27 protein-coding genes are annotated in these 26,122 nt (G+C 41.9%); 18 read left to right on the forward strand and 9 right to left on the reverse strand.

Annotation, left to right across the window (positions count from 1 at the left end):
• Positions 1–434: 434 nt before the first annotated feature.
• The 5 genes from bas-suc (at position 435) to VYM24_RS07975 (ending at position 6,066) form a co-directional block, all read left to right on the forward strand.
• Complete coding sequence (gene bas-suc / locus VYM24_RS07955; RefSeq protein ID WP_330941927.1) at positions 435–1,964, forward strand: 3-succinylated cholic acid synthase; 1,530 nt, start codon at positions 435–437, stop codon at positions 1,962–1,964.
• Positions 1,965–1,978: 14 nt separating this feature from the next.
• Positions 1,979–2,611, forward strand: coding sequence for a hypothetical protein (locus VYM24_RS07960; protein WP_330941928.1), 633 nt, complete (start codon positions 1,979–1,981; stop codon positions 2,609–2,611).
• 40 nt (positions 2,612–2,651) lie between these two features.
• Positions 2,652–3,206, forward strand: a complete 555-nt coding sequence (locus VYM24_RS07965; protein WP_330941929.1) for a cob(I)yrinic acid a,c-diamide adenosyltransferase — start codon at positions 2,652–2,654, stop codon at positions 3,204–3,206.
• A gap of 72 nt (positions 3,207–3,278) precedes the next feature.
• Positions 3,279–3,500 carry a DUF2795 domain-containing protein gene (locus tag VYM24_RS07970; RefSeq protein ID WP_007212024.1) on the forward strand — a complete coding sequence of 74 codons (222 nt, stop codon included), beginning with the start codon at positions 3,279–3,281 and terminating at the stop codon, positions 3,498–3,500.
• Between the two features lie 124 nt (positions 3,501–3,624).
• Positions 3,625–6,066 carry a DEAD/DEAH box helicase gene (locus VYM24_RS07975; protein WP_330941930.1) on the forward strand — a complete coding sequence of 814 codons (2,442 nt, stop codon included), beginning with the start codon at positions 3,625–3,627 and terminating at the stop codon, positions 6,064–6,066.
• Here VYM24_RS07975 and VYM24_RS07980 read toward each other — a convergent pair.
• The 3 genes from VYM24_RS07980 to VYM24_RS07990 form a co-directional block, all read right to left on the reverse strand.
• Entirely contained in the window at positions 6,061–6,444 is a 384-nt protein-coding gene (locus tag VYM24_RS07980) for a DUF3037 domain-containing protein (protein ID WP_007212026.1), read from the reverse strand. The genes VYM24_RS07975 and VYM24_RS07980 overlap by 6 nt on opposite strands.
• Positions 6,422–7,204 carry a HipA family kinase gene (locus VYM24_RS07985; RefSeq protein WP_034755023.1) on the reverse strand — a complete coding sequence of 261 codons (783 nt, stop codon included), beginning with the start codon at positions 7,202–7,204 and terminating at the stop codon, positions 6,422–6,424. The genes VYM24_RS07980 and VYM24_RS07985 overlap by 23 nt, the downstream gene beginning before the upstream one ends.
• A gap of 76 nt (positions 7,205–7,280) precedes the next feature.
• Entirely contained in the window at positions 7,281–7,646 is a 366-nt protein-coding gene (locus VYM24_RS07990; RefSeq protein WP_291550132.1) for a DUF488 domain-containing protein, read from the reverse strand.
• Between the two features lie 269 nt (positions 7,647–7,915).
• On the opposite strand from VYM24_RS07990, the gene VYM24_RS07995 reads away from it, so the two are divergent.
• From VYM24_RS07995 to priA, 9 genes are all read left to right on the forward strand, one after another.
• Complete coding sequence (locus VYM24_RS07995; protein WP_291550134.1) at positions 7,916–8,080, forward strand: hypothetical protein; 165 nt, start codon at positions 7,916–7,918, stop codon at positions 8,078–8,080.
• Between the two features lie 303 nt (positions 8,081–8,383).
• Entirely contained in the window at positions 8,384–8,623 is a 240-nt protein-coding gene (locus VYM24_RS08000) for a hypothetical protein (RefSeq protein WP_291550136.1), read from the forward strand.
• Positions 8,624–8,668: 45 nt separating this feature from the next.
• Complete coding sequence (locus tag VYM24_RS08005; RefSeq protein ID WP_330941931.1) at positions 8,669–9,622, forward strand: PorP/SprF family type IX secretion system membrane protein; 954 nt, start codon at positions 8,669–8,671, stop codon at positions 9,620–9,622.
• A 15-nt stretch (positions 9,623–9,637) separates the two neighbouring features.
• Complete coding sequence (gene porK / locus VYM24_RS08010) at positions 9,638–11,095, forward strand: T9SS ring complex lipoprotein PorK/GldK (protein ID WP_291550139.1); 1,458 nt, start codon at positions 9,638–9,640, stop codon at positions 11,093–11,095.
• A 20-nt stretch (positions 11,096–11,115) separates the two neighbouring features.
• Positions 11,116–11,841, forward strand: coding sequence for a type IX secretion system motor protein PorL/GldL (gene porL, locus VYM24_RS08015; protein WP_291550140.1), 726 nt, complete (start codon positions 11,116–11,118; stop codon positions 11,839–11,841).
• A gap of 85 nt (positions 11,842–11,926) precedes the next feature.
• Complete coding sequence (gene porM, locus VYM24_RS08020; RefSeq protein ID WP_291550141.1) at positions 11,927–13,498, forward strand: type IX secretion system motor protein PorM/GldM; 1,572 nt, start codon at positions 11,927–11,929, stop codon at positions 13,496–13,498.
• A 33-nt stretch (positions 13,499–13,531) separates the two neighbouring features.
• A complete protein-coding gene (gene porN / locus VYM24_RS08025; protein WP_330941932.1) occupies positions 13,532–14,551 on the forward strand; it encodes a type IX secretion system ring subunit PorN/GldN in 1,020 nt (339 codons plus the stop codon).
• A 76-nt stretch (positions 14,552–14,627) separates the two neighbouring features.
• Positions 14,628–15,188 (forward strand): porin family protein, encoded by a 561-nt coding sequence (locus VYM24_RS08030; protein WP_299088787.1) that lies wholly within the window; start codon positions 14,628–14,630, stop codon positions 15,186–15,188.
• Between the two features lie 81 nt (positions 15,189–15,269).
• On the forward strand, positions 15,270–17,741 hold the full coding sequence (priA, locus tag VYM24_RS08035; protein WP_330941933.1) for a replication restart helicase PriA: 2,472 nt from the start codon (positions 15,270–15,272) through the stop codon (positions 17,739–17,741).
• 3 nt (positions 17,742–17,744) lie between these two features.
• On the opposite strand, the gene VYM24_RS08040 is transcribed toward priA, so the two are convergent.
• From VYM24_RS08040 to VYM24_RS08055, 4 genes are all read right to left on the reverse strand, one after another.
• Complete coding sequence (locus VYM24_RS08040; protein ID WP_330941934.1) at positions 17,745–19,340, reverse strand: TonB-dependent receptor; 1,596 nt, start codon at positions 19,338–19,340, stop codon at positions 17,745–17,747.
• 75 nt (positions 19,341–19,415) lie between these two features.
• On the reverse strand, positions 19,416–19,844 hold the full coding sequence (locus tag VYM24_RS08045; protein ID WP_330941935.1) for a hypothetical protein: 429 nt from the start codon (positions 19,842–19,844) through the stop codon (positions 19,416–19,418).
• A gap of 57 nt (positions 19,845–19,901) precedes the next feature.
• A complete protein-coding gene (locus VYM24_RS08050; RefSeq protein WP_291550148.1) occupies positions 19,902–20,471 on the reverse strand; it encodes an RNA polymerase sigma factor in 570 nt (189 codons plus the stop codon).
• Positions 20,464–20,862 (reverse strand): hypothetical protein, encoded by a 399-nt coding sequence (locus VYM24_RS08055; RefSeq protein WP_291550150.1) that lies wholly within the window; start codon positions 20,860–20,862, stop codon positions 20,464–20,466. Before VYM24_RS08055 ends, VYM24_RS08050 begins: the two co-directional genes overlap by 8 nt.
• Positions 20,863–21,166: 304 nt before the next feature.
• Between VYM24_RS08055 and VYM24_RS08060 the strand changes: the two genes are divergently transcribed.
• Positions 21,167–22,672, forward strand: a complete 1,506-nt coding sequence (locus tag VYM24_RS08060; protein ID WP_217056929.1) for a site-specific integrase — start codon at positions 21,167–21,169, stop codon at positions 22,670–22,672.
• Between the two features lie 109 nt (positions 22,673–22,781).
• Here the strand turns inward: VYM24_RS08060 and VYM24_RS08065 are convergent, their stop codons facing one another.
• Entirely contained in the window at positions 22,782–24,440 is a 1,659-nt protein-coding gene (locus VYM24_RS08065) for a hypothetical protein (protein ID WP_234259157.1), read from the reverse strand.
• Between the two features lie 65 nt (positions 24,441–24,505).
• Between VYM24_RS08065 and VYM24_RS08070 the strand changes: the two genes are divergently transcribed.
• Entirely contained in the window at positions 24,506–24,688 is a 183-nt protein-coding gene (locus VYM24_RS08070) for an NUMOD3 domain-containing DNA-binding protein (protein ID WP_234098614.1), read from the forward strand.
• A 163-nt stretch (positions 24,689–24,851) separates the two neighbouring features.
• Here VYM24_RS08070 and VYM24_RS08075 read toward each other — a convergent pair whose 3' ends face one another.
• Entirely contained in the window at positions 24,852–25,103 is a 252-nt protein-coding gene (locus tag VYM24_RS08075) for a hypothetical protein (RefSeq protein WP_050447963.1), read from the reverse strand.
• A gap of 162 nt (positions 25,104–25,265) precedes the next feature.
• On the opposite strand from VYM24_RS08075, the gene VYM24_RS08080 reads away from it, so the two are divergent.
• Both VYM24_RS08080 and VYM24_RS08085 read left to right on the forward strand, forming a co-directional pair.
• Positions 25,266–25,595 (forward strand): SH3 beta-barrel fold-containing protein, encoded by a 330-nt coding sequence (locus tag VYM24_RS08080; protein WP_032595040.1) that lies wholly within the window; start codon positions 25,266–25,268, stop codon positions 25,593–25,595.
• 170 nt (positions 25,596–25,765) lie between these two features.
• Positions 25,766–26,077, forward strand: a complete 312-nt coding sequence (locus tag VYM24_RS08085; protein ID WP_217056935.1) for a hypothetical protein — start codon at positions 25,766–25,768, stop codon at positions 26,075–26,077.
• Positions 26,078–26,122 lie beyond the last annotated feature (45 nt).

Consider the following 26,122-nt stretch of genomic DNA (forward strand, 5'->3'; position numbering starts at 1 on the left):
AGCAACTATTTAAAGAGCCTCCTACAAGTTGGGATAGGGTACATCTTTTTCACAGAGTGTGGTTCCGCAAGGAAAATGGTGTACATAGTCCGAAGGTAGAGAGACTGGAAAGCTGTAGCACACCTCTCTGACAGTATTTCTACATCCTGTCAATGTCGTAGTTTGCGGATTTTATCTGACTTTGCAAGTCACAAATGAAATTATTTGCAATGAATCGTATCACACTAAGCTTGAAACGCCCTTTCATCTGGTTAAACCGCTTTCGTTATCGCTGTGGCTATGAGGGACTTTCCTGATTCACCTTATCTGCGTTGTCCGCTCACCCATTTAATTCATAGCCCGTTCATAAATAATCTTCAGAGGATTTGTTCAATGCATTTGAATCTTTTACATTTGCATGTTGTTAACGTATAAGTGACTAATGCAACACAGTTATGAAGAACAAACTTACTTTATTTTTTCTTGCGCTCTCCTTGTTGGCATCCGCAACGGCCAGTGCACAAATCCGTGAGTTGGAACGTTCCACGCCCGAAGCCGAAGGGGTACCTTCCGGAGCAGTCATTGCTTTGATGGACTCTCTGATGGGACTGCCTAAAACTGATATACATAGTGTAATGGTGCTGCGTCATGGTAAAGTCATTGCCGAAGCCTATCCCGCACCTTTCGCACCGGAATATCGCCATACCGTATTTTCCTGTTCTAAAACCTTTGTGGGTGCTGCTGTTGGTCTTGCCATCTCCGAGAACCGTCTGCGACTGACAGACCGTGTAGCCTCTTTTTTCCCCGACCAACTTCCGGATAGCATTTCAGCAAACCTTGCCGATATGACCGTCCGTAACTTGTTGAACATGACCTCCGGCGTTACTCCGGACTGGAATATGCGTAATGTCCGTACCGACTGGATAAAAGGTTATTTGGGAAAAACGGTAAAAGTGCCCGGCGAACATTTCGATTATGACTCTATGAGTTCCTATATCCTTTCCGCCATTGTGCAGAAAGTAACCGGAATGAAGGTGTTGGACTATCTCCGGATGAAACTTTTTGAGCCGATGCACATTACCGATATATCCTGGGAAACCAGCCCTGAGGGTATCAACACCGGGGGATGGGGGGTGTATATACAGAGCGAGTCGTTGGCGAAATTTGGTTTGTTGTTGCTGAATCGCGGTGTATGGAAAGGTAAACAACTGCTTCCCGCCTGGTGGGTAGACCAAATGATGGCGAAACAATCGGATACGGGTAGTTTTGGCTATGGTTATGGCTATCAGATGTGGCTTTGTGAATATCCGGGTGCCATCCGTATGGATGGAGCTTTGGGGCAATATGTGCTCATCATGCCCGATAAAGACATGGTAGTGGTCATCACCGAATGTACCCTGATAGACGGAGCCACACAACGTCGCCTGGTATGGAACCGCCTGTTACCTGCCGTGACAGGTGACCAGCCACTGATAGCAGGGAAAGATTATAAGCGCTTGCAGAAAAAACAATCTTCTTACCAATTGCCGTTAGTACAGGGAAAAGCAAGTTCATCCCTTGTCGGGGAATATGCGGATAAAAGCATAATGCTTGAGCCTAATAAGCTCGGCTGGCAGTCTCTGGATCTTCATTTTAAGCAGAAAGAAGTGATAATGACAGTGGTGGAAACTAACGGAACAAAGTATGACCTCCTGTTTGGCTATAAACAATGGAAAAAGGTTTCTATCGAAGGCTATCCACCCTATTCTATTGAAGCCAAGGGACGCTTTAACGGAATAGAAGGCCCCTTTTATGTGGCGGGAAATTATGCTTGGCCGTCTCCTTCCACATTGGAGCTGAAAGCTCATTATGTCAACTGGATTACAGCTCTCAATCTTGCTCTCCGTTTTGACGGAGAGAATGTGCAGATGACGGTAAAAGAAAACTATTCTTCCGAGGCGAAGGTGATTAAAGGAAAGGTTTTATTTATCTTTGCACCCAATTAAAGAGTTTATCGATTATGAACCGTCTCACACTAACCTTGAAACGCCCTTTCATCTGGTTGAGCCGCTTTCGTCACCGTTGCGGTTATGGGGTACATTCACCTTTTGCTTTCAGTTTGATTACGCAGGTGATTTATGAGAGTACCCCTTATTATAAATACAAGGATCTGGCTGTGGAACAAAAGAAGCTGGCTTCGCAGAAAGATAAGAACTGGACGTATGAATCGAAAAAAGTGAAACGTCTTTTGTTCCGGTTGGTCAATTATACTCAGCCCGATACCATTGTGGATGTCGGCAGACTGGCTGCTTCTTCTCTTTATCTGAAAGCGGGAAAGAAAGGGGCGGACTATACTTCTGCATCCGAACTTTCCGAACTGTTTTTGGAAGCCGGAGTGCCCGTAGACTTCCTTTATCTGCATGATTACCGCCATCCTGAATTTGTAGAGAAAGTGTTTTGTATCTGCACCGCACGCACTGCAAAGAAATCTATTTTTGTGGTGGAAGGAATAAGGTATACTCCACAAATGAAAAAGCTCTGGAAGCGCATGATGCAGGATGAAAAAGTGGGCATTACGTTCGACCTTTATGATATCGGCATCCTCTTCTTTGATAAAACTAAGATAAAACAGGACTATATTGTCAACTTTTGATTATCTTTAGGCGTTTCAATAGTGATAAACACTAATCGTTATGAAAATATATACAAAAACCGGTGATAAAGGTACTACTTCGTTGGTAGGTGGCACCCGTGTACCGAAGACCCATGTCCGCCTGGAGGCGTATGGTACGGTAGATGAATTGAATTCCAATTTGGGTTTGCTCCTTACCTATCTGCCCGATGAAGAAGACAAAATGCTTGTCCGTCATATTCAGGACCGCCTCTTTGCAGTCGGTTCCAATCTGGCTACTGATCTTGAAAAGACGGATTTGAAGTGTGCCAGTGTTATTCATCTCGAAGAAATAGAACGCATTGAGAAGGAAATAGACCGTTTGGATAACCTTCTTCCCCCGTTGCATGCTTTTATATTGCCTGGTGGCAGTCGCGGTGCCTCTGTTTGTCACGTTTGCCGCACGGTTTGCCGCAGGGCGGAACGTCGTATTCTGGCCTTGGCTGAACAATGCGCAGTTGCTCCTGAATTACTCGCCTACGTGAACCGTTTGTCCGATTATTTGTTTGTTTTGTCACGGAAAATCAACCGGGATGAGAAAAAAGATGAAATATTTTGGGATAATAGTTGTAAGTGAGAGATTTTATTATACTTTTGCCGAAAAATAGAAAGTAGGACTTAATATTCACAATTTTAATACTTAGGACTTATGTATTGGACATTGGAATTAGCATCTAAACTGGAAGATGCTCCCTGGCCGGCAACCAAGGACGAATTAATAGATTATGCCATTCGTTCGGGCGCTCCGCTTGAAGTGATTGAAAATTTGCAGGAAATGGAAGATGAAGGCGATATTTATGAAAGTATTGAAGACATATGGCCCGATTACCCCAGCAAAGAGGATTTCTTCTTTAACGAAGAGGAGTATTAGCATGCTTTTTAAGCCTTGTTCCGGTTGGAGAAATACAAGGTAGTTAACACATAGAAAGAGGTAGTCCGTTAGATCTGTTTATAACAGGTTAGGAGGATTGCCTCTTTTTTATATTATTCCATTTATGACTGAAACACGAGAAAGAACGGTATGCCGCCTGCCGGAACTAAAAGAACGGCACTTACCCGGAGATTGCCGGGAAGCGGTATACACGCTTTTAAAAGCGACTTACGGTTACGAACAATTTCGTGATCTGGAAGTGTACGACGATTTGTTCAAGGGGAAGGACACGCTTCAAATTTCACAGGGGCAATTGATAGAAAGTGTTATTGTCGAAGCGGAGAAAGCCCGGAATGGAGGAGAAGATGTGGATAACATTTTGCTTACAGCACCTACCGGTGCGGGAAAATCCCTGTTGTTTCAGTTGCCTGCCATCTATCTGGGTAACGAATACGGGATGCTTACCATTGTCGTATCTCCCTTGAAAGCATTGATTGTAGACCAGGTGGAAGGCTTGCAGGAATTGGGGTACATGCGTGTGGCGTATGCCTCTTCTGATTTGTCGCCCGAACAGAAGAACGAAGTGTACAGGCAGGTGCGTGAAAGTGAAGTGGATCTATTCTATCTTTCACCGGAGTTGTTGCTTTCGTATGACATCAAGCACTTTGCAGGTGAACGGCGTATCGGTCTGGTCGTAGTGGACGAAGCCCATACGGTAACTACATGGGGCAAGGAATTTCGTGTGGATTATTGGTTTCTGGGGCGTTATCTGCAAGGCTTGAAGAAAAGCCTTGGATATGCATTCCCGCTTTTTGCACTGACGGCTACGGCTGTATGGAATCCGAAAGGAGGGAATGACATGGTGTTCGAAACCATCCGTTCATTGCAAATGGAGCCATGTGTGCTTTATGCAGGTACAGTGAAACGCCGGAACATCGGCTTTGATATCCGGCAGATGGAGATAGAGGAAGGAGAAACCTATGATAAAGCTAAACAGCGTGTTGTGGCTGGCCGTGTGGAGGATTTCCTCGACGGGCATAAGACTATTCTTTATTATCCTTTTGCAGGTGGTATCGATATGCGTTTGAAAACGTGGGTGAAATCGACGGATTGGCATCTGGTCGCCTCCTACTATGGTAAGAAGGACAAAGAACAAAAAGCTGCTATTGTACAGGAGTTCAAAGAAGGCGGGAAGCGCATGATTGTGGCTACAAAAGCATTCGGCATGGGTGTGGATATCAGTGATATCGACCGGGTGTATCATGTGGCGCCTTCCAGCACATTTGTGGACTATATACAAGAGATCGGACGTGCAGCCCGTGATACGGATATTCATGGTATTTCGGCAACGGATTATCATGAAAGGGATTTCTATTATATGAAGCGCCTGCACATGGCGGGTAATATAGCGCAGGAACAGTTGTCGCTGATTTTGAAGAAACTGGTGGAAGTGTACCGGATGAAAGGCGAAAAACAGGAAATGCTGGTGTCTTTGTCTGACTTTGAGTTTGTGGTGAAATTGCCAAGAATGAAGAATAAGCTGGAATATGAAGCGGAACTTGGACAATTGATTAAGACTGCTCTGCTATGGTTGGAAGATGATTTGAGTCATCGTTATGGAAAGAAATTGTTGGAAGTGAGTCCGCAAAACCTGCTGACGGAAGGATATATTCAGGATAAGACTGGTGATGTTTTTATTCATGAGTTCAAGGATTATCTTACGAAGGTGAAGGGCACGGAAGATGTATACACGGCACGTTTGGAGAAACTGTGGGAAGAACGTTTCGCAGGATTGGGATATAGAGAATTTAAACAGAAATTAAATAGTGGTACGTTGTGGGAAGGTTCCCGTGCAGTGTCTGTGGGTAAGCATGAAGTATTGCTGAAAGAAGATGCAGCCGTAATTCGCCAACGAATGGATGGACTATTCTATAGTTTGAAGACTTTGCTTGTTGATAAGTTGCGGAAGACTAAAGGGCGTTTTGATGAAGAAGAATTGCGTGCGATATTTGCCGAGCATGGTATGGATGTGCCGTCAGCAAAACGTTTCATAGGTTCACTGCTGGAGTCACGTACGGAAGAAGGGCGTAGTGTGAGCTATATCAGTAGTGTGAAGAAGAAAGACTCCAATGAACTTTCTTTCACGGTGACGAAAGGATTTGACTTGTTGCTGTCGCGCTATCAGAAACTCTTTAGCCAGCGCATTGTGGGTAAAAAAGGTGACCGGTTATTGTTCTATAGTACTCCGTTCTCTGATTTGAATATGCTGCTTAATCTCCTTTCCATGCTCGATTGTCTTTCATTCAGTGTAGAAGGTGGGGGTACGCCTTGTGTGCAGGTGTTTTTCGATGATCCTGAGAGTTTACTGCAGATCGCGTCCTCTGATGAATATCACAATCTGATACTTGAGAATAATGAGCAGATATTCCAGGAGCAGATCGAACTGTTCTCTTTCTTCTTCGGAACGGATGGAATGGATGATACGAAACGCTGGGATTTTATTGAAGACTATTTTACCGGAATGGGAGTAGAGGAACTGAAGGCGAAGTATGCTGCTCCACTATAAAACCAATTCTTTGAATAATCTTTCTAACGTCCTGTCCAGATCGTCGGAGAAACCGGCATGCGGACGGGACGTTTGAATACAGGAACTCCGCACGGCAGTCAGCCAGCGGAAACGTTCCGGTACATCAAGTTGGGCAATGGGGCCGCCGTCTTTGGCTCCCGAACATATTTTATTAAATACATCCAAATGGGCAAATACCAATTCCCGGTCTACTTCGGAAACATATAGCTTCAGTTTGTCCTCGTTTACCTGACAAACGGACTTGATGTAACCTGCCCTTTTCGAGAAAAGGATTACTCCCACATTGAAGAACTCCTCACGTTCTACTTTGGGAACCAGGCGAATAACTGCGTACTCATATAAGTGCTTTCCTTGCATTCTGTGCTTCTTTTACAAATATTTCGGAATGTGCCAGTCTTTCGGTCAGAAAGCGGGTATAGATATCTCTGATTTCTTCGGGCGTTTCATGGGTGTCTTCCCAGTTCAGCCAGTCGTCAGGAATAAGTGCGACGATCTGCTGTATCTTTTCATCAGTCAGCATGGGACGAAGGACGGTATCGGCTTCTTCAAGTCGGGATGCTTCGGGGAGCAGCACGTGATTTTTGATATAGGTGAACGGACTTACCGCATGCTTCTTCCAGTTTTCCCATGAATGGTGAAAGTAAAGAGAAGCGCCGTGGTCTATCAGCCAAAGTTCCTTGTGCCACATCAGCATATTGGTGTTGCGAAAAGTACGGTCTATATTGGTCAGGTAGGCATCCAGCCAGACAATACGTGAGGCCAGTTCCGGATCTACCTTGGTTGCTACAGGATCGAATGTCAGGGCCCCCGAAAGGAAGTGTAACCCTAGGTTCAGTCCGCGGCTGCCTTGCAATAAGTCTTGTATTTCTTCGTCTCCTTCGGTCCGTCCGAATGCTTCATCGAGGTTCAGAAACACCAGCTCCGGCACTCTGAATCCAAGTATATGCGCAACCTCTCCACCAATTAGTTCGGATATCAATGCCTTTGTTCCATGGCCGGCACCACGAAACTTTACGACGTATTTGAATTCGTCATCAGCTTCCGCCAGTGCTGGTAGCGAACCACCTTCGCGCAAAGGGGTGATGTAACGGGTCAGATTGACTGTTCGCAACTCTATCATGATTGTCCTTTCAGAAAATAGTTAGGCCGTCCGGCTCTTTTGAGGGGATGACTGCTGCAAAGATAGTGAATATTCACGATTGCCCAAGGTTGGCTTCCAGAAACTGTTGCAGAATGCGGGCATGATTGCGGACAGGTTCTTTGGAGGCATATAGCAAAGTAACCGTTTTATAGGGTTTGATTGCTGCCAGAAAATTCCGTGTGGCTTCAGATGTTTCCAGTTCTTTCCGATACATATCTGAGAAAGCCTCCCAATGTCCTGCCGTATCTTCATGAAACCATTTCCTGAGTTCGGGGGAAGGCGTGATGTCTTTTTCCCAGACATCATATTTCAGATATTCTTTTTTCATGCCGCGAGGCCATAGACGATCTACCAATACGCGGTAACCGTCTTCTGCTTCGGGATCTTCATAGACCCGTTTGATTTTTATCTGCGTCATAGCTTTCTTTTTTTATATATACAAATAATTGGCGGAATTAGTTCATTAGTGTACGGGATATGAACAAAGAGTGATAAGCACGTACATCACTATTACCTTTCCCCCGCAAAAAGCTTGCATATCTACTGAAGCATGACTACCTTTGTTGCTCAAGATGGCATCTTGTGTAGTATAACATGCCATCTTAAACTACACAAGATGCCATCTTGAGCAGCAAAGCAAAGGGAGTTCCAGTTCTCAAGGTAATAAGTTTCAGATGTCATGTCCCTATGCTGCTGACATTGAGAAGCATAGATACCTTTCGGATCGCATGTTGGGCCACGAAACGCTACACCCAAGAACCGCTACGCTCCGAAACGCTGGAGTGCGAACGTACACAGCCCCAAAATACACCGGAAGACGAAGCAAGGGAAATTGATACGGCAACAGGCTGAAAGCCGATGAAAGAGATGAAAGTGCAAAACGGCATGATTATTCACACAAACCACGCTTAGAATGCGGACAGGCACTTAAACAAGTCTTAATCTTCTGCAAGTGAGGCAAAAAAGATGTTTCCTTTCTGAACGGTTTTGTACATTTCTTCCGGGCTGAAGGTAAAGGAATAGCGGTGAAAATGTAAAGAATCAAAATGGTCATTGTTTAAACGTAAACTTTCAGATGCATGATTGTATATCTCATACATGTGATATATATTTGCTAAAAATAAAGTTTTACACAGTAGGAACCTCAAAAAAAGTATGGAGATTAATATACGGGAAGCTACTACCTCAGATTTCAATCAGATTAATGCTTTGTTCAGAGAGTTTGCTGAATTTGAGAATTTGCCTGAGAGAATGACAAATACGGTAGATCAAGGCTGCCACAGATTGCGTTGGCAAGTGTCAGAATGGAACAAGCCAGCTATTGATTTTTATAAGAAGCTAGAAGCTACTATAAGTGGGGTAGAACAGTATTGTGATTTGTCTTTCTCTTTTTGATTCTGTTTTACACAATTTTTTCTCGTTTTATCAGTTCTTATATTGATGAAATGTAGCCGTATCCTGAAATATACTATTTTTATCTGTCTTTTCTTTTGTGCGGCAAAAGGTCAGGCGCAATTTGATGCACGCTTCAGTCAATACTGGGAGGTGAAGGGATATTATCATCCCGGCTGGGCGGGGCAGGCAGATAATAAAATGAATATTTATGGTTCGTATGGCATGCAGTTGATGGGTTTTACACATGCTCCGCGCGTAATGTACTTTGGGGCTGATATGCCTTTTACTCTGTTCAATAAGCAGCATGGTGTGGGTGTTGGCTTTTTCAATGAGGGGATCGGCCTGTTCCGTAATCAACGTTTTTGGGGGCAATATGCCTATCAGATGAAAATCCGGAAAGGTAAGTTGGGTATCGGACTTCAAGTGGGGATGCTGACCGTATCGTTTGATCCGTCTGATATCAATCTTGGAGATGAAACGGATGATGAAGCTTTTCCGACAGCTGCGGAGAGTGGAATGGCCGTTGATCTCGGATTGGGTGGATACTATTCGCATCCTAAGTTTTATGCAGGATTTTCTGCCCATCACCTGACGGCTCCCTGTGTCTCTCTGGGAGACAAAAGCCAAATAAAAATACATCCTATCTTTTATTTGACAGGTGGATACAATATTCAGACGCGTAATCCGTTAATTTCCATACAACCTTCTATGCAGTTGCAAAGTGATTTTACTTCTACAAGGCTGGATGTAACGGGGCGATTGTTTTATACCTATCATTCCCGGGTGCTTAGTGGAGGATTGACTTATTCGCCGGATACCTCGGTGACATTCAGCTTCGGATTGACGGTGCGGGGTGTGACGTTAGGATATGCTTATGAGTGTTTTACTTCGAAGATAGGTGTCGCAAGTGGTAGCCACGATCTGGTAGTGAGGTATGCATTGGACTTGAATGTATTTAAGAAAAACCGGAACTTGCATAAGAGTGTACGGATTTTGTAAGAGAATATACGAACAATGGGAAAGAATAAAGGAATGAAAACAATTCATGTGTGGTACGGGGCGGCTTTATTGCTGTTCGGTTCGCTGGTTTCGTGCATGGGGACGGTGGGAAACAGTTCCATGAGAGGTGGCGAAGTGATAGGAGCCAGTGCCGTGGCATGGAATGAGCCTGCACCTTACGGTATGGTGCTGGTGAAACGTGGTTCGGTGAAAATGGGACCCGACAAGCAAGACAGCTTGTGGGGAACAATCGTTCCTTCACGGGAAATTTCAGTCGAGTCTTTCTGGATGGATGATACGGAAGTGACGGTTGCCGAATATAAACAGTTTGTCAATTGGGTACGCGATTCCATTATCCGTGAACGTCTGGCAGATCCTGCTTATGGCGGTAATGAATTATATAAGATAGAAGAAGACCGGGAAGGAAATCCTATCAAACCTTATCTGAACTGGTCGAAACCTATTCCTTGGAGGCGGGCGACAGAAGATGAGCAGATGGCTATTGAGAGTGTATATAAACGTCATCCTATCGACGGTACGCTGATGCTGGATGCCGGTCAGATGAATTATTATTATGAGATTTATGATTATGCTGAGGCAGCCAAGCGCCACAATCGTTTGAACCCTTCCGAACGTGTCAAGAACACTGATATACAGGTGAACCCGGAAGAAGTGGTTATGATAACAAAGGATACGGCATACATTGATGATGAAGGGCGGATTGTGAACCGTACCATTACCCGTCCGTTGTCCAGCGAATGGGATTTCCTTAATAGTTATATTGTGAATATCTATCCCGATACAACCTGTTGGGTGAATGACTTTCCGAATGCGAATAATGAACAATATATGCGTCTGTATTTCAACCATCCCAGTTACAACGAACATCCGGTGGTGGGGGTCAGTTGGGAACAGGCGAATGCATTCTGTGCCTGGCGCACGAACTATCTGCTTGCAGGTCTGCGCGGACAGGCGAAGTATATTCAGCGCTACCGTCTGCCGACTGAGGCGGAGTGGGAGTTTGCCGCACGAGGCCGGGAAGATAACAAATATCCCTGGAAGGACAGTGAAGAAACGAAGGATGACCGGGGATGCTACAATGCAAACTATAAGCCGGGTAAAGGAAATTACACCAAAGACGGCAATCTGATATCAACCCGTGTGGGGGCTTATACGCCTAATTCGAACGGATTGTATGACATGGCAGGTAATGTGGCGGAGTGGACTTCGACGGCTTATACCGAGTCTGGAGTTTTGCAAGCAAGTGACATCAATCCGGATATTCAGTATAATGCCGCGCCGGATGACCCGTATGCGTTGAAAAAGAAAGTGGTGCGTGGAGGTTCATGGAAAGATGTGAACGCGTTTATCCGTTCGGATGCCCGTACGGCGGAGTATCAGAATGAACAACGCTCGTATGTAGGGTTCCGTTGTGTACGTACGCAAGTGGGATATAATAAGAAGGGAAAATGATAAGATGGTAAAATGCTAAGATGATGGAGAAAGACACTGTAAATAAAAAGAGGGATTTCGGACAAAAGTTGCAGGACTTTATGGCGAGTTACCGTGGCAAGGTCATTATGAATTATGCCTATAGCTGGGGTGCTGCCATTGTTATTGCAGGCACATTGTTTAAACTGACGCACTTGCCCGGTGCCAATCTGATGTTATGGATTGGGATGGGAACGGAAGTTCTGGTATTTTTCATTTCTGCATTTGACTTGCCGAGAAGACAGACGGAGACACCCCCATCCGCTGGTGTTGTTGTGGTGGGAGATGCTATAACCGGCAATGCTGCAATCGGCAATGCTGACGGATGGGCGAATGATTCTTATAAAGGACAATCTTCTTCTTCAAATCAGCCGGTATCAGTGACTGTAGGAGCGAATCATTATTCACCCGGAACTCCGGCTCCTGCTTTTACTCCTGAAATGGAAGAAACTACGCAGGCTTACATAGCCCAACTGAAAGAAATGACAGAAATGCTTTCGCGCTTTACGGCACAGGCTGAATCTCTCTCACATGATGCTGAGCAGATGAGTGCCTTAAACCGTAATCTTGCAGGTATCAATGCTATCTATGAGATGCAGCTTCGCAGTGCCAGCACTCAGATCAATACAATCGATCAGGTGCATGAGCAAACCCGTAAGATGGCGCGTCAGATAGAAGAATTGAATGCTGTCTATGCCCGCATGTTGCAAGCTGTGCAGGTTAAGTGATAAAGTGGTGAAGCGATAGGGTGGGAGTTAAAGCTATCGTATAGCCAAGATGTAAATAGTAAATTGCTAAATTGTAAATAGCCTCATGTCTCTGAACACCAATCCGGATTCTCCGCGTCAGAAGATGATAAACCTGATGTATATCGTCCTGATGGCGATGCTGGCACTCAACGTTTCGTCGGATGTGCTGAATGGTTTTTCATTGGTAGATGAAAGTCTTTCCCGTACAACGGCAAACTCTACCGTGCAGAATCAATCACTGTATGATGGGCTTGCCGGTGCCAACGAACGTAATCCTGAGAAAATAGGACCGTGGTTTGAGAAAGCAGTACGTGTGAAGAATATGTCCGATTCGCTCTATACCTATGTGGATGAATTGAAACTACGCATTGTGAAGGAAGCGGATGGCAAGAATGGGGATGTTGCCAATATCTCCAATAAAGAAGATTTGGAAGCAGCTTCTTTTGTGATGCTTGCACCCGGTAGCGGACAGGGCAAAGCGCTGTTCAACCGGATCAATCAATACCGGGAAAATATTCTGACTCTTGTTACCGATCCGATACAACAGAAGATTATCCGTGATAATTTGGGTACCGAAGTACCGCGTAAGGCGTCAGCAGCCGGAAAAAACTGGCAGGAATATATCTTTGAAAATACTCCGGTGGCCGCGGCTGTCACCCTATTAACCAAACTGCAAAGTGATGTGCGCTATGCCGAAGGTGAAGTATTGCATTTGCTGACGCAGAATACCGATGTACAGGATGTACGTGTAAATCAACTTCAGGCTTATGTCATTCCTACCTCTCAGAATGTGGTGCGCGGTGGTACGTACAGTGCCCGTGTCATTCTGGCTGCTGTGGATTCTACCCAGCGCCCTTCTATTTATATAGCCGGTGAAAAGCAACCGGATAATGCCGAAGGATGGTTCGAAACTGTTTGTAACCGTACAGGGGAGTTCTTTTTGGATGGTTATCTGGAGTTGGCGCAAGGGAATGGCGAAGTGCTTCGCAGAGAGTTCTCACAGAAATATACGGTGGTTGAACCTACTGCTACGGTTTCTGCTACAATGATGAATGTACTCTATGCCGGATACGATAATCCGATCAGTATTTCTGTTCCCGGAGTGCCGGGGGGACAGGTACAGGCAAGTATTGTGAATGGAAACGGAACTCTGAATCGTGCCGGAAACGGGTACATTGCTCATCCTACGACTATCGGTAAAGATGTAGTGATTCGTGTGACGGCATCCGTTGACGGACGTACGCAATCGATGGGGGATTATACTTATCGTGTGCGCCAGTTGCCTGATCCTTCACCGTTTATAGAATATACGGAAGACGGGACACCTAAACGATATCGGGGGGGGCGTGGATTGTCTAAAGCAATTTTGATGAATACTCCCGGCATTGTAGCTGCTATTGATGATGGTTTGTTGAATATCAACTTCCGGGTGCTGGGATTTGAAACTGTTTTCTTTGATAATATGGGAAATGCCGTGCCGGAAGTGTCTTCGGGGGCTTCATTCTCTACACGTCAGAAAGATATGTTTCGCCGTTTATCCAGAGGTAAACGTTTCTATATTTCCCGGGTTCGTGCGGTGGGGCCGGATGGGGTGGAGCGTTTGCTGCCTACTACGTTGGAAGTGATTGTGAATTAAAATTAGAAATCGAATATAATAAGGTATAAGACTATGAAACTTTCCTTGAAACTCATGATAGCTGTCACACTCTGTGCACTGAATCTTTCAGTGGGGTGGGCGCAAAGGCAATATCCGGGTTCGCCTGGCTTGCCGGAGGATGTGGTGTGGATGCGCGAAATCTATCGTACGCTGGATTTGACAAAGGATACCAATGGTACATTATACTATCCGGTAGAACCGCAGGGAAATAAGATGAATCTTTTCGCTACCGTGTTCCGTTTGCTGGCGCAAAAGAAGATTCCGGCTTATGAATATCAGCTGGATGGTACGGAGCGCTTTCAGAAAGATGCTGAGGTGACTTTCCGTGATGTGCTGGATCGCTTTCAAATTTATTATGAACTGAAGAAAGTGGCAAATCGCCGTGACAGTGTTTTGTCTATCAGTAATAGTGATATACCTTCAGCGGATGTATTGAGTTACTTTGTGAAGGAGGTATGGTATTTTGATCAGCGTACTTCTACTTATGGCTCAGTGATAACAGCTATCTGTCCGGTGTTGCATCGTTCGGAAGAATTCAGTTCGGAGAAAGTGAAGTTACCTATGTTTTGGGTGAACTATAAAGACTTGGTTCCCTATCTGACTCAGACAAAAGTCTCCGTTAGCAATTATAATAATGCGGCAAACAGTACTTGGGATGACTTCTTTACGGCACGTTTGTATAAAGGAGATATTTATAAAACAACCAATCTGCAAAATCGTACTTTGTCACAATATTGCCCTACGGATAGCGCCATGGTGAAAGAGCAGAAGCGGATTGAAAAAGAACTGGTGGATTTTGAAAATACATTGTATGGCAGGGACCTTATAGAAGAAACGGATTCGGTTTCCACAGCTTCGGGAATAAAAACAGCGAAGACTAATTCGAAGAAAAGGGGGCGTGACAATGCTGTTACAACCAAAAGTAAATCTTCTTCCTCATCAAAGTTAAAAGCTTCCGCAGGTAAGTCCCAATCGGTATCTAAGCGGGAAGCAGCAGCCCCGAAGGCGTCAGTACGACGACAACGCCGTTGAACAAAAATGAATCTTTATTGTTCTTTTTAAGAATAAATCCATATATTTGTCCCGATAATTTAAACAAAAAAGAAGTATGAAGAAGATTTTTAGTGCTTTCATTATAGCTGTAGGCTGTATGTTTATGGCTATGCCTGCTCAGGCCCAACTCATTAAATGGGGTGTAAAGGGTGGTGTCAACTTGACAAAGATAGACTGGGATGGCGGATATAAAGGTAACAAGGACAACTCTGCCGGTTTCTTTATTGGTCCGATGGCTGAAATTACGATTCCTATTGTAGGCTTGGGTGTTGATGGTGCTTTGTTATTCTCGCAGAGAGGTAAAGATGAAGTGAAGCAAACCGGAGTAGAAATTCCCGTTAATTTGAAGTATACGATTGGCTTAGGTAGTCTGTTGGGCGTTTATTTTGCTGCAGGTCCTGATTTCTTCTTTGATTTTAAGAAGAAAGACGGAATTGACCGGAAGAAAGCTCAGGTAGGGCTTAATCTGGGAGTTGGTGTAAAACTGATCAAACACTTGCAAGTTGGTGTAAACTATCAGTTCCCATTGGGAGACAGTTTTACTCTTAAAAATGCCGTAGATGCCGTAGGTGCAAAAAACAAGACTTGGCAAATATCCGCTGCTTATCTCTTCTAAGAAAGTAGAATCTATTGCGATATAATAGCGTTGCTGATTTTGATTGGCAACGCTATTTTTTTATTGTATCTTTGCGCCGCAATGAAGAAATTTGTGGATGTCATATTGCCTTTGCCTCTGCCCCGCTATTTTACCTATTCTTTGCCTGAGGAATGGGCGGATGAGGTGCAAATGGGGTGTCGGGTGGTAGTTCCGTTCGGGCGTAAGAAGTATTATACAGCGATTGTACGTAACGTACATTATTGTAAGCCGGCGGATTATGAGGTAAAAGAAGTATCTGCATTATTGGATGCCCATCCGATTTTATTGCCGGAACAATTTAAGTTCTGGGAGTGGCTGGCAGATTATTATCTCTGTACACAAGGCGATGTTTATAAGGCTGCTCTTCCTTCCGGCCTGAAATTGGAGAGCGAGACGATGGTAGAGTATAATCCGGATTTTGAATCGGAAGTTCGTTTGCCGGAGCGTGAGCAGAGGATATTGGATTTGCTCTCTGCGGAGCCCGAACAGTGTGTGACAAAATTGGAAAAAGACAGCGGTCTCAAGAATATACTTTCCGTAATTAAATCCTTACTGGATAAGGAGGCCATCTTTGTAAAAGAAGAACTTCGCCGGACTTATAAGCCAAAGACCGAAACGCGTGTGCGACTGGCGGACGAAGTACGGAATGAAAAACGGCTGCAAGAACTTTTTGATGAATTGGCGCGTGCTCCGAAGCAGCTGGATTTACTGATGAAATACATTGAACTATCCGGTATTTGGGGAGGTGACGGGCTGAAAAGCTTTCCCAAAGAGGTTAATAAGAAAGAACTATTGCGGCGGGCATCCGCTTCGCCGGCTGTGTTCAATGGCTTGGTAGATAAACATATCTTTGAAGTTTACCAACAGGAAGTGGGACGGCTGAATTCAGTTCTTCGGGAAATTCTTCCCATTAATCCTTTGAATGAACATCAACAAATGGCATATGATGAGATTGTACGAAGCTTCCAATCTAAGAATGTGTGCCTGCTCCATGGGGTAACTGCCAGCGGGAAAACAGAAATCTATATTCATTTGATAGAAGAAACTATCCAGCAGGGAAAACAAGTACTGTACCTGCTACCTGAAATAGCTCTTACCACTCAGATTACCGAACGTCTGCAACGGGTGTTCGGAGATCGTTTAGGCATTTATCATTCTAAATTTCCGGATGCCGAGCGTGTAGAAATCTGGCAGAAGCAGCTGACGGAAAAGGGATATGATATTATCCTTGGAGTTCGTTCTTCTATTTTCCTGCCTTTTCGTAACCTCGGGTTGGTGATTGTGGATGAAGAACATGAGAACACCTATAAACAACAGGACCCGGCTCCCCGTTATCATGCCCGAAATGCGGCAATCATACTGGCGGCCATGTATGGTGCCAAGACCTTGCTGGGCACAGCTACCCCTTCTATTGAAACCTGGCATAATGCTTCTTCCGGAAAGTATGGACTGGTGGAGCTGAAAGAGCGGTATAAAGAAATTCAATTACCGGAAATTATCCCCGTGGATATCCATGAGTTGCATCGCAAGAAGCGTATGAACGGACCATTCTCGCCACTTTTGCTTCAATATATTCATGAGGCTTTGGATCAAAAGCAACAAGTCATCTTGTTTCAGAACCGGCGTGGCTTTGCTCCGATGATTGAGTGTAATACATGCGGGTGGGTGCCGAAGTGCAAAAACTGTGATGTGAGTCTGACATTTCACAAAGGATTGAATCAGCTGACTTGCCATTATTGCGGTTATACCTATCAATTGCCCCATAAGTGCCCGGCTTGCGAGGGTACTGATTTGCGTAATCGTGGGTTTGGTACAGAGAAGATAGAAGATGATATCAAGATTTTATTTCCAGAAGCTGCTGTTGCCCGTATGGATTTGGATACCACCCGTACCCGTTCTGCTTATGAACGTATCATTGCAGATTTTGAGCAGGGGAAAACGGATATATTGATAGGCACACAGATGGTTTCTAAAGGATTGGACTTTGATCATGTCAGTGTGGTAGGTATTCTGAACGCAGATACGATGCTGAATTATCCTGATTTCCGTTCGTATGAGCGTGCTTTTCAGTTGATGGCACAAGTGGCAGGACGTGCCGGACGGAAGAATAAGCGCGGACGTGTAATTTTGCAGACAAAAAGTATCGATCACCCTATTATAGCTCAGGTCATCCATAACGATTTTGACCAGATGGTGGCGGGACAGCTTGCTGAACGTCAGATGTTCCACTACCCGCCTTACTATCGTTTGGTGTACGTCTATCTGAAAAACCGCAACGAGCAACTGCTTGACTTGATGGCACAAACCATGTCAGGCAAGTTGCGTGCAGTCTTCGGTAATCGTGTATTGGGACCGGATAAACCGCCTGTTGCCCGGATACAAACATTATTTATCCGAAAGATTATTGTCAAGATAGAGTATAATGCTCCGATGGCTCGCGCCCGTGAACTGTTGGTGCAGGTTCAGAAAGAGATGGTGGCGGAGGATCGTTTTAAATCTTTAATCGTCTATTATGATGTAGATCCAATGTAATGGCTACTCTTTGGTTCCTTGCAGAATACCGGAATCTGTATCCATATTCTGAATTCTCTTATTGGCACCCTTGTATTGTCGTCCAAAGTTCAGGTTGAAGTTGAGCTTGACAACGATGGTATTTGACATATTGGTACTGTGTATATCTGATTTTACAGGATTCAGTGCAGACCAGTTCTCATTCTCGGAACGGTAAGTTTTCATAAATGGATTGTGTATTCCTGCCATAATAGACCATGCTGGTTGTTTATAACCTATCATGAGCGTATGCATCAGATCCCCTTTCAGCAATTGTTCACCGTATACATACCGGTTAGGCGGGGTGATAGTCATAAAGTTCAAAAGCCAGTTTTTATAGGAAGCATCCAGGTTGATACGTAATTCCTTTAGGGTATAGGTGTGCAGGTAATTGTTTCCTGTGCTTATATACCGGTTGATTCCCGGTGTAATGGAAAGGCTGATATAATCTTTCCAGGGCTTGATTTTGAATGTGACTTCTGCTGTCAGATGTTGGAAGGACTTCTGATTTTCATAAGTGTGGATGAACATTCCTTTTTCATAAATCACAGATTCCATGATGGGACTCTTTTCGTATGTATAGCTCACCAGGGCATCAATGCTGCAAATTCCGGTATTGAATACTGCATTAAAATCCTGAATAGTACTGCGAAATGATTTTAAGTTCGGATTACCTCTGCGTGTTTGTAAGATGTCGATTCTTTGCTCCACATCATTCAGATAGGCTATAGAAGGGGCATTGTTTTTCAAATTGATATGATAGCGGAAATGCAGATTGTTCACAGGGTTATAAGATACTAAAAGAGAAGGCTGGAGGCCATATCTTTCATTACAGTTGTCCCTTTGGCTATAGTAGAAACGGTTGAGTGATAGATTTGCCATGTATCCCCAATTCTGAATTTTACCTTTATACTCGGCATAGGCATAACTTTCCGCTTGTTTCAGGATGACGTCCATCGCATCTTTCCCTTCATATCGGTTGTCTGTATAAGATTGCAGATGTCTGAGACCTCCCGTCAGTGTTCCTTGCCTTAATTTTTTCTCATAGATAGCTTCGGTTATCAGCGAATATTTCTTTCCGGCAATATCGGAGTATAACTCTGTATTTGCGATACCTTCCTGCTTCTTCTGATAAATGCGTGTATTGCTGCTCTTGATGTACGTGCCAACAAGATTGAATATGAGACGTTGGTCATTCTTTAGATTTTGCTGATAGTATAGATCGAGGGATGGCAGGTGGTTCCGTTCTTTGGTGTGGTCGTAGATGGATACCGGAATTTCGGAATCAGATGTGTAGAGTTTGCTCTTCCGGTCTTCATATCCGGCAGGATTATCTTGCAGGGTATATCTGAATTGTGCATTAAAGAGATATTCTCCTTTCTCCTGCAGGCTGTAGTTCAGGCTGGAAGTTAACAATTTCTTATTGAACAGCGTTGGCTCTCCGGTTTCCAGGCGATGAAGTTCTTTGTCGGGGAAGATGAAGCGTTCGTCATACTCGCGTGTCCAGTCTCCTTTGCGTTGTATATACCGTATGTTGGCTGAGATTTCAGACTTTCCATAGTTATATCTTCCGGAAACCATATCGTCAATAGAAGTACGGTTGCTGCTAAGGCTGTGGATGGCACTGCCGCTGATGCTGCCTCCCGCTTTTTTGTTTTAGGTTATATAATCTATCACGGTAGCAGCGTTTCCGTAGCGTGCCCCCGGAGTATCGTGATATTCTATACGAAGAATATTTTCGGGATTGAGGGAGGATATCTCGGTATAAGTAACTTGAACGCCATTAATCCGTAACTGTACTTCTCCGTTGCCGGAGGTGGTTATTTCGCCCGACATGATATCAACTGCGATTCGGGGAAGTTGTAATTTGCCTAATAAGTCTATGCCACTGGATGACATTTTCAGTTGATTCTGCGTCGGAAGAATGACTTTCCGGTCGCCTTTTTCGATGACAGACTGTGCCTGGATGGTTATTTCATCCAGAGAAATAGCCATGACTCCGGTAGAATCTTTAGCAATGAGTTGGGCATAGGAGGGGCTGGCCATACATAGTAGTATGGTCAAAATTGACACTATTGTTTTCATAAATATTTGTGGAAATAGCTGTTACCCGGTGGGTAAGCAGAGCGTTAAAAAATGAGTTTAGTAATTTAGAAGATCGTTATACAGTCCTTTCAGCCGTTTACGAAGATGAATGACGGCATAATGTTTTCGTGATAATAAAGTATTGACTGATATTCCGGTGGCACTGGCAACTTCTTTGGCTGACAATCCTTCCATTTCCAGTAGTTCGAATGCTTCCCGTTGTTCGGGCGGCAACTCGGCAAGAGCTGTTTCAAGCTCTTGCCAAACGAGTGACCGCATATATTCTATTTCCGGAGTAGGCGGAGCATCGCTGAACACCACTTCCGAAAACTCGCTCAGCACATTATCTTCTTTATCATAGCTCGAAGCGGGTAGTTCTTCTTCCTGCATCTTTTTGCCTTTATTGATAATCGTATTTCGTGCTACGCGATATAGCCATGCTGTTACTTGTTCGATAGGATTGAAAGTGCTTTCAATGGTTTTTACTAATTGATACAGTACATCTTGCAGAATATCTTCGGCATCTTCTTTTGTGGAAACCCGCTTGCGGATAAATGCTTTCAAGCGGGGTTGATGTTCTACAATCAGTTCTTCCAAACTGTTGCCTTTGCCGGTCAGATTATTCATTCTCTTTGGGAGTTTCGCTATCGTTGTTTCTATCAAAGTTTCTCTCGTTGAAGAATCCGTCTCTTCCGAAAGGACCACCGAATCCGAACTTCTTTCTTCTATTAATGAAATCCTTGCGTTCTTCCGGAGACATCTTCTCCCATTTAGCGCGGAACGGGTTACCTTCTTTACCACCGGACATTCCTCTTCGACTGGGGAAAGCTCCTCTACCAGGGAAACCTCCGAAGAAAATGCGTGCAAGTACGAATAATGCCAAAGCTTGCCAGAAATTGATGGCTGCCAGTCCTAAGACTCCGGGCACTACGAAATTCCATAATAGCATGACTATTGCACCAAAAGCCGCAATGGCTAATACCCAAAACAAAGATATAATAAAAAATCTTTTTTTCATGATGTTCTAATTTTATTGATTTACATATTACTTTGAAAACGTTCTCTGTATATGCTGACAACTGAGAAGAAGAAATATTTTAAGAGAATGTAGAAAACTTCTATATTTGCGTTCTTAAATAAAAAATGTGCTTATGAAGCCTTGTAGAATACTGTTTGTTTGCTTGGGCAATAAATAGAAAAATAATATTTTGTTTTAAGCACTTAATATATAGGTATATATAATATTTTGTTTATATTTGTAATGTAAACCATTGGGGCTTTTTACTTCAAATATGTAAACCATAGAGTAAACTAAATATTATATGAAAGCGACTGCTAGTGTTATATTGTATAAATCTAAAACGTTGGCAAATGATGAACATCCAATCATGTTGCGGATATGTTATAATGGAAAACGTACTTATAAAAGTTTGAAGATGTCTTGTTCTCCTAGGCTATGGAATGAAGAACGTGGTGAGGTGAGGTCTAAACATCCTTATAGTGTAAATATGAATTCTATAATAACAAATGAATTGTCAAAATTGAAAAACTTAGTGTTAGACTATGAGAGACGTGGAGAACCATATTCTGCAAAAATTTTGGCAAATGAAATTTCTAAGCCTTTACCTTCCACAAAAACTTTGTTGGAATTGATAGATGATAGGGTGAGATATTTTAAGGAAGAGAAGGGTGAATATAATACAGGAACGGGGTATCGTACATTATATAATCTGATACAAGGTTTTTCGCCTCAACGGGATGTGGAATTGTTTGAATTGAACAAAATGTGGTTAAAGGAGTTTGAGAATTATCTTCGGGCTACCAATAAAAGAGATACAAGTATATATAAACATTTTTGTTGTTTAAAAGCTGCGATAAACTATGCAATAGAGAAAGGATATTTGGCACGTGATAATAACCCGTTTATTGGATTTGAACAACATTTGGATAGGCGTACTAAAAAAAGAGCATTAACTTATGGTGAATTATACAAGCTATTGATGTATTTTAGGATGAAATATTCTTTCGCATCTGTTGATGATATAAAAATGTCTGTTCATGGTATTGCATTACCTTTGTCTGCTCAACCTTTTGATAGTGACGATGATAAGGATGTTAGGAAATATTGGAATGCTTATTTTAAAAGACGTGGATGTAATAAGATACATCCGACTATGAATAGTGAAGGTTTGGCTTTATCTCTGTTTTTTGCATCTTATTTTTTGCAGGGGATGGCATTGGTTGATTTGGCTAAGTTGAAATGGAAAGATATAAAACCTTTGAATCGAATGGATTCTAACGATTATTATCGAAAAGTATTACTTGGAGGGTATCATAATGCAGAGATGGAGAAGGTTTCAAATCTGTATTATGAGATTGAGATACTTCGCTCTAAGACATCCAAGCCAACTCGGGTTATTGTGGATGGAGTAGTGCTTTTTACAACAATTGCTCCTTTTCTGCCTACTGTGGATGAATATGATGAAAATAATTATATATTTGGAATATATGAAAAGGATTGTGAAGATGAAAAAATAAAATTTAGTCGTATGAGATATATGATTTATTTGGTGAATGTAAACTTGAAAAGGGTTGCTAAAAAAATAAGTATAAGTGAAGATATAACTTTTTATGCAGCCCGTCATACATACGCTTCTATGTTATATCATAATGGTGTGTCAATGAATTTGATAGCCCAAAATATGGGACGTGATGTAGCTAATATAGAAACTTATCTAAAAGAATTTGATGTTCAAAAAATAATTGATGCGAATGAGGTTATATGGAAACTCAAAGACCCTAATTTCCCTAAAATAGATGAACCTTAAGACATGGGAGCTGGGTAACCCGACACTCAGTTTTTTGAATTGAACTACAAAGAACCGTCTTAATCTTCAACGGTTCTTTGAAAAATTCTGGTCCAGATTTTGGAGATTTCTAAAAAAGAGGATGCCACACAAATTGATTAGTCCGATGATTTATATAAATTTCAGCCGTTCCTTTCTCCAATTCTTCAATGATTTCTTTTGAGCTTTGACATCTTGGATGTGTTTCATCGTTGGCAATCACTTTGAAACTTTCTATCAGTTCATTTATCAATTTCAAGTCTTGTTCTTCTTGTTGTAAAGTATTTGCTACATTATCAACCGTATAATAATCAGTGGAAACATCAGGTAGTAAATCAATAAGTTGATATTCCTTCTCAATGATGGATTTTACAAGTTCAGGCGTGCATTGGGTATTCGCTTTTACGTCCAATATAACAATTGCATCGTGTATGGTTAGTACTTTAAACCGTTTTGCATATAACTTGGCTAATATGTTTCTGAACAGTGAACTTTCAATCTTCATCATTTCATTTGCCAAATAGGTGCGGTCATTCTTTTTATTCTCCTTTATCAACTTATAGATGCTAGGATATTTCTTCTTAAAAACTTTTGCGAAGTCCTTTCCTTTTGTTGTTAACGTCTTGGAGTAGAATACTTCACGGAACAGTGTTACTTTAATATCGGAACGTAATAACCTTTTAAATTCGTCTAAATCAGTAAAATCATCCCAAAACACCCCCTTTGAAGTCTTGTAAATATACTCCCAAACATCATTGGGGATATTTGCAATTTTGCATTCTTGTATATTGTTGTTTATTAGTGTTTTACGAAGTTGTTTGCCAACAGAATAGAGAGAATTGTCTATATTGTTAATGTTATTATATAATATATGTAAAATATTATTATCTATGTTATATTTGTCTATTATGATTTTATTAAATAATAATGGGTGTGAGTTATGAATGTCGCATGTAAATTTTATATTTGTGAAATTCTTGAATATTCTTGGTGATTGGGTTAGTATAGAGTATATGCGGAGGTTTCTATCTACTGATAATATTTTGAAATCTCTCTTCTTATATTCTTCCAATATGTAAGAAAAGTATTCCTTTGATTTTGCTGACATAAACTTATGTCGGTTCAGGTAGTCCTTTGCCTCGGTTTCATGTGTCAGATGGAGCAGACTTAAAGACTTAATGAAGTTATCGTATAATTCGTTTCCCATTTCCGACCTTATTTCTTCTAACTGTTCTTTTTCGTATTTCTTTAGCTCTTGCTCCATCTTCTTGTTATATTTATCAACGGCTGCATTGTAACGCATTTCAGAAGTGACGGATAGATTGGAATTGAATTCTATCAATCGGGCTTGGATTGTGGGGATATATTCGTTAGCTATACGTATTATATTCATTGCTGCCAAAGTGTCTAACATGTCTTTATAAACAGCTCCCAATGTGGCTTGGAGTACCTTAGTGTTGAAACGGGTAAAATCTCCTTCTTTATTATTTCTGCACCTTTTTATCAATTTATGTATCAGGAAGGTATACTTTTCGTGCAGTATCAATTTTCTCGGAATGGCTTTGCTTTTTCCTTGAATGGTTTCATATTGCGCCACGAATGTATTATCACAAGTTACATCCTGAAAGTTTGTGATAACTTGCTGAGGCTTGGCACGTTCTTTCAACAGTGCAATATGCTTTTCCACTATATTATCAATACTGATGTTCTCTAAAGAAAAAATATTTTGTCTTTCAGTTGATTTTGCCATTCCAAAAACTATTTATAAGTAAATATCAACAAAGTTCTAAATAATTCAATATAAATCAAATCAATATGACAAAAAGAGTAAGCAGAGAAGCAAGTGATGCAACGAAATTCAAACAGAGTTTAGCAAAGCAAGGTACAAACAACCCCAATTATGGTAAACAACGGGATGATAGTACAAAACAAAAAATCAGTGATGCACTAAAAAAGTATTGGCTGTCAATTCCAAAGTCAGATAGTTTACAACAATAAAAGGGTATGAAAATACCCTTTTTATGCAAGTATGGTAAACAATAACATATAAGATATTTTAGTAATTCAATTTACTAAAATACAATACATTGTATTCTTTTATAGGTGTCTTAAAAACCGCTACTTTCTAGAAATAAAGCAGTTGGGTATAACTTTTTTCTGACTATTCTGTTTTTTTTCTTCCCCTTGTGGTAGGTTTCACATATAAAATCCCCTTCCTGATGATACATTTATTATTTGTATAAATAGGTTCTGCACTATCAGGAAGTTTGTAGAAATAGTTGTTAAGGGATGCCTGGGCAATTCCCAATTCATCGGCTGTATGTTTGTCGTACAATGAAGATGGTGAGCCGTAGTATTCATGTGTCTCACCAATTTGTAGATGGATTACGGTTCTGAACTCTGCTTTTTCCATACTTATTCTTATTTTCAAGCAAAAATACTAATTAATATTATTTGATTTCAAATATAATCATAATATTAACAGTTATTTGTATTATATATTATTCTATTTAAAATATAATCACTAAATTTGTATCGTAATCAAAAAAAGTACGAACAATTTAATATTATAGTTATGGTAAATCTTACAATAGTCAACAATTCAACAGCAGTTAGAGCTAATGTCATTGCAATTCGTACTAATTCTATTGAAATCGGTTTGTTAAAAGCCATGATGATTGAAAATTTGAAAGAAAAGATGAAAAACGGTATTGCACATTTTATCTTTCAAAAGAAAAATGGTGAACTACGAGAGTGTTGGGGTACAACACAAGCAGCATTGGCAAAGGCAATGTGCAACGGAAATGGAGAATCACGAGAAGTATTTAAAACGACAGCTTTTTTTGATGTAACAAAAGGGGAATGGAGGTCCTTCAGGTGGGAATCTTTAATCCAAGTCTTTTAATGGCATGGGGAAGCGATTTTGCTTCCCCTTTTTTAATACTATATTATCTCAATTTAAATAAAATCATATAATTAACTGGATTTAACCGAATATATTATCTTATTTGAAATAGGATAATTATCTTTGCAATGTGATAAAGAAACAAAGTGAAAATTCTAAAAGGTAATGATATGTCAACAGCAGAGATAATAAACCAGGCGGTCAGAATGATTAATGAACATGATTTCTTTTGGTTCTATGCGGATTATGAAGCAGCGGCAAGAGAAGCTGCAAGAGGGCACATGGTCGCTTTCGTAGAACTGATTCATAAAGCAAGTACCGAAGTTCGGGAAGTGTTAAGAGGTTTGTGGATGGCACGTTATGAATGGGCAAAGAAAAACATGTTTGAGATTGACAGAGAAGCATTAAGAGTTTATGAGGCAAAAGAGGCTGCTGTATTGGCAGCCTTGGCAACTCCAACGGATTTATTGATGGCAGCCTGATATTCATTAATATAACTTTTGAATATGAGTTGATTATCAATGATT

Source organism: Bacteroides sp. MSB163, assembly GCF_036416795.1.
In the GTDB taxonomy this organism is placed as follows: domain Bacteria; phylum Bacteroidota; class Bacteroidia; order Bacteroidales; family Bacteroidaceae; genus Bacteroides; species Bacteroides maternus.

Bases quoted from the DNA above. Each gene is read 5' to 3' on its own strand.
- VYM24_RS08030 (WP_299088787.1), top strand. From the start codon at position 14,628: ATGAAGAAGATTTTTAGTGCTTTCATTATAGCTGTAGGCTGTATGTTT.
- VYM24_RS07980 (WP_007212026.1), bottom strand. From the start codon at position 6,444: ATGCAAGGAAAGCACTTATATGAGTACGCAGTTATTCGCCTGGTTCCC.
- VYM24_RS08005 (WP_330941931.1), top strand. From the start codon at position 8,669: ATGAAATGTAGCCGTATCCTGAAATATACTATTTTTATCTGTCTTTTC.
- VYM24_RS07970 (WP_007212024.1), top strand. From the start codon at position 3,279: ATGTATTGGACATTGGAATTAGCATCTAAACTGGAAGATGCTCCCTGG.
- VYM24_RS08060 (WP_217056929.1), top strand. From the start codon at position 21,167: ATGAAAGCGACTGCTAGTGTTATATTGTATAAATCTAAAACGTTGGCA.
- VYM24_RS07995 (WP_291550134.1), top strand. From the start codon at position 7,916: ATGCTGCTGACATTGAGAAGCATAGATACCTTTCGGATCGCATGTTGG.
- VYM24_RS07965 (WP_330941929.1), top strand. From the start codon at position 2,652: ATGAAAATATATACAAAAACCGGTGATAAAGGTACTACTTCGTTGGTA.
- VYM24_RS08055 (WP_291550150.1), bottom strand. From the start codon at position 20,862: ATGAAAAAAAGATTTTTTATTATATCTTTGTTTTGGGTATTAGCCATT.
- VYM24_RS08045 (WP_330941935.1), bottom strand. From the start codon at position 19,844: ATGAAAACAATAGTGTCAATTTTGACCATACTACTATGTATGGCCAGC.
- VYM24_RS07990 (WP_291550132.1), bottom strand. From the start codon at position 7,646: ATGACGCAGATAAAAATCAAACGGGTCTATGAAGATCCCGAAGCAGAA.
- VYM24_RS08075 (WP_050447963.1), bottom strand. From the start codon at position 25,103: ATGGAAAAAGCAGAGTTCAGAACCGTAATCCATCTACAAATTGGTGAG.
- porM (WP_291550141.1), top strand. From the start codon at position 11,927: ATGTCTCTGAACACCAATCCGGATTCTCCGCGTCAGAAGATGATAAAC.
- VYM24_RS07975 (WP_330941930.1), top strand. From the start codon at position 3,625: ATGACTGAAACACGAGAAAGAACGGTATGCCGCCTGCCGGAACTAAAA.
- porN (WP_330941932.1), top strand. From the start codon at position 13,532: ATGAAACTTTCCTTGAAACTCATGATAGCTGTCACACTCTGTGCACTG.
- VYM24_RS08040 (WP_330941934.1), bottom strand. From the start codon at position 19,340: ATGGTTTCCGGAAGATATAACTATGGAAAGTCTGAAATCTCAGCCAAC.
- VYM24_RS08000 (WP_291550136.1), top strand. From the start codon at position 8,384: ATGGAGATTAATATACGGGAAGCTACTACCTCAGATTTCAATCAGATT.
- VYM24_RS08070 (WP_234098614.1), top strand. From the start codon at position 24,506: ATGACAAAAAGAGTAAGCAGAGAAGCAAGTGATGCAACGAAATTCAAA.
- VYM24_RS07960 (WP_330941928.1), top strand. From the start codon at position 1,979: ATGAACCGTCTCACACTAACCTTGAAACGCCCTTTCATCTGGTTGAGC.
- bas-suc (WP_330941927.1), top strand. From the start codon at position 435: ATGAAGAACAAACTTACTTTATTTTTTCTTGCGCTCTCCTTGTTGGCA.
- VYM24_RS08065 (WP_234259157.1), bottom strand. From the start codon at position 24,440: ATGGCAAAATCAACTGAAAGACAAAATATTTTTTCTTTAGAGAACATC.
- porL (WP_291550140.1), top strand. From the start codon at position 11,116: ATGATGGAGAAAGACACTGTAAATAAAAAGAGGGATTTCGGACAAAAG.
- VYM24_RS08050 (WP_291550148.1), bottom strand. From the start codon at position 20,471: ATGAATAATCTGACCGGCAAAGGCAACAGTTTGGAAGAACTGATTGTA.
- VYM24_RS08080 (WP_032595040.1), top strand. From the start codon at position 25,266: ATGGTAAATCTTACAATAGTCAACAATTCAACAGCAGTTAGAGCTAAT.
- VYM24_RS08085 (WP_217056935.1), top strand. From the start codon at position 25,766: ATGTCAACAGCAGAGATAATAAACCAGGCGGTCAGAATGATTAATGAA.
- priA (WP_330941933.1), top strand. From the start codon at position 15,270: ATGAAGAAATTTGTGGATGTCATATTGCCTTTGCCTCTGCCCCGCTAT.
- porK (WP_291550139.1), top strand. From the start codon at position 9,638: ATGGGAAAGAATAAAGGAATGAAAACAATTCATGTGTGGTACGGGGCG.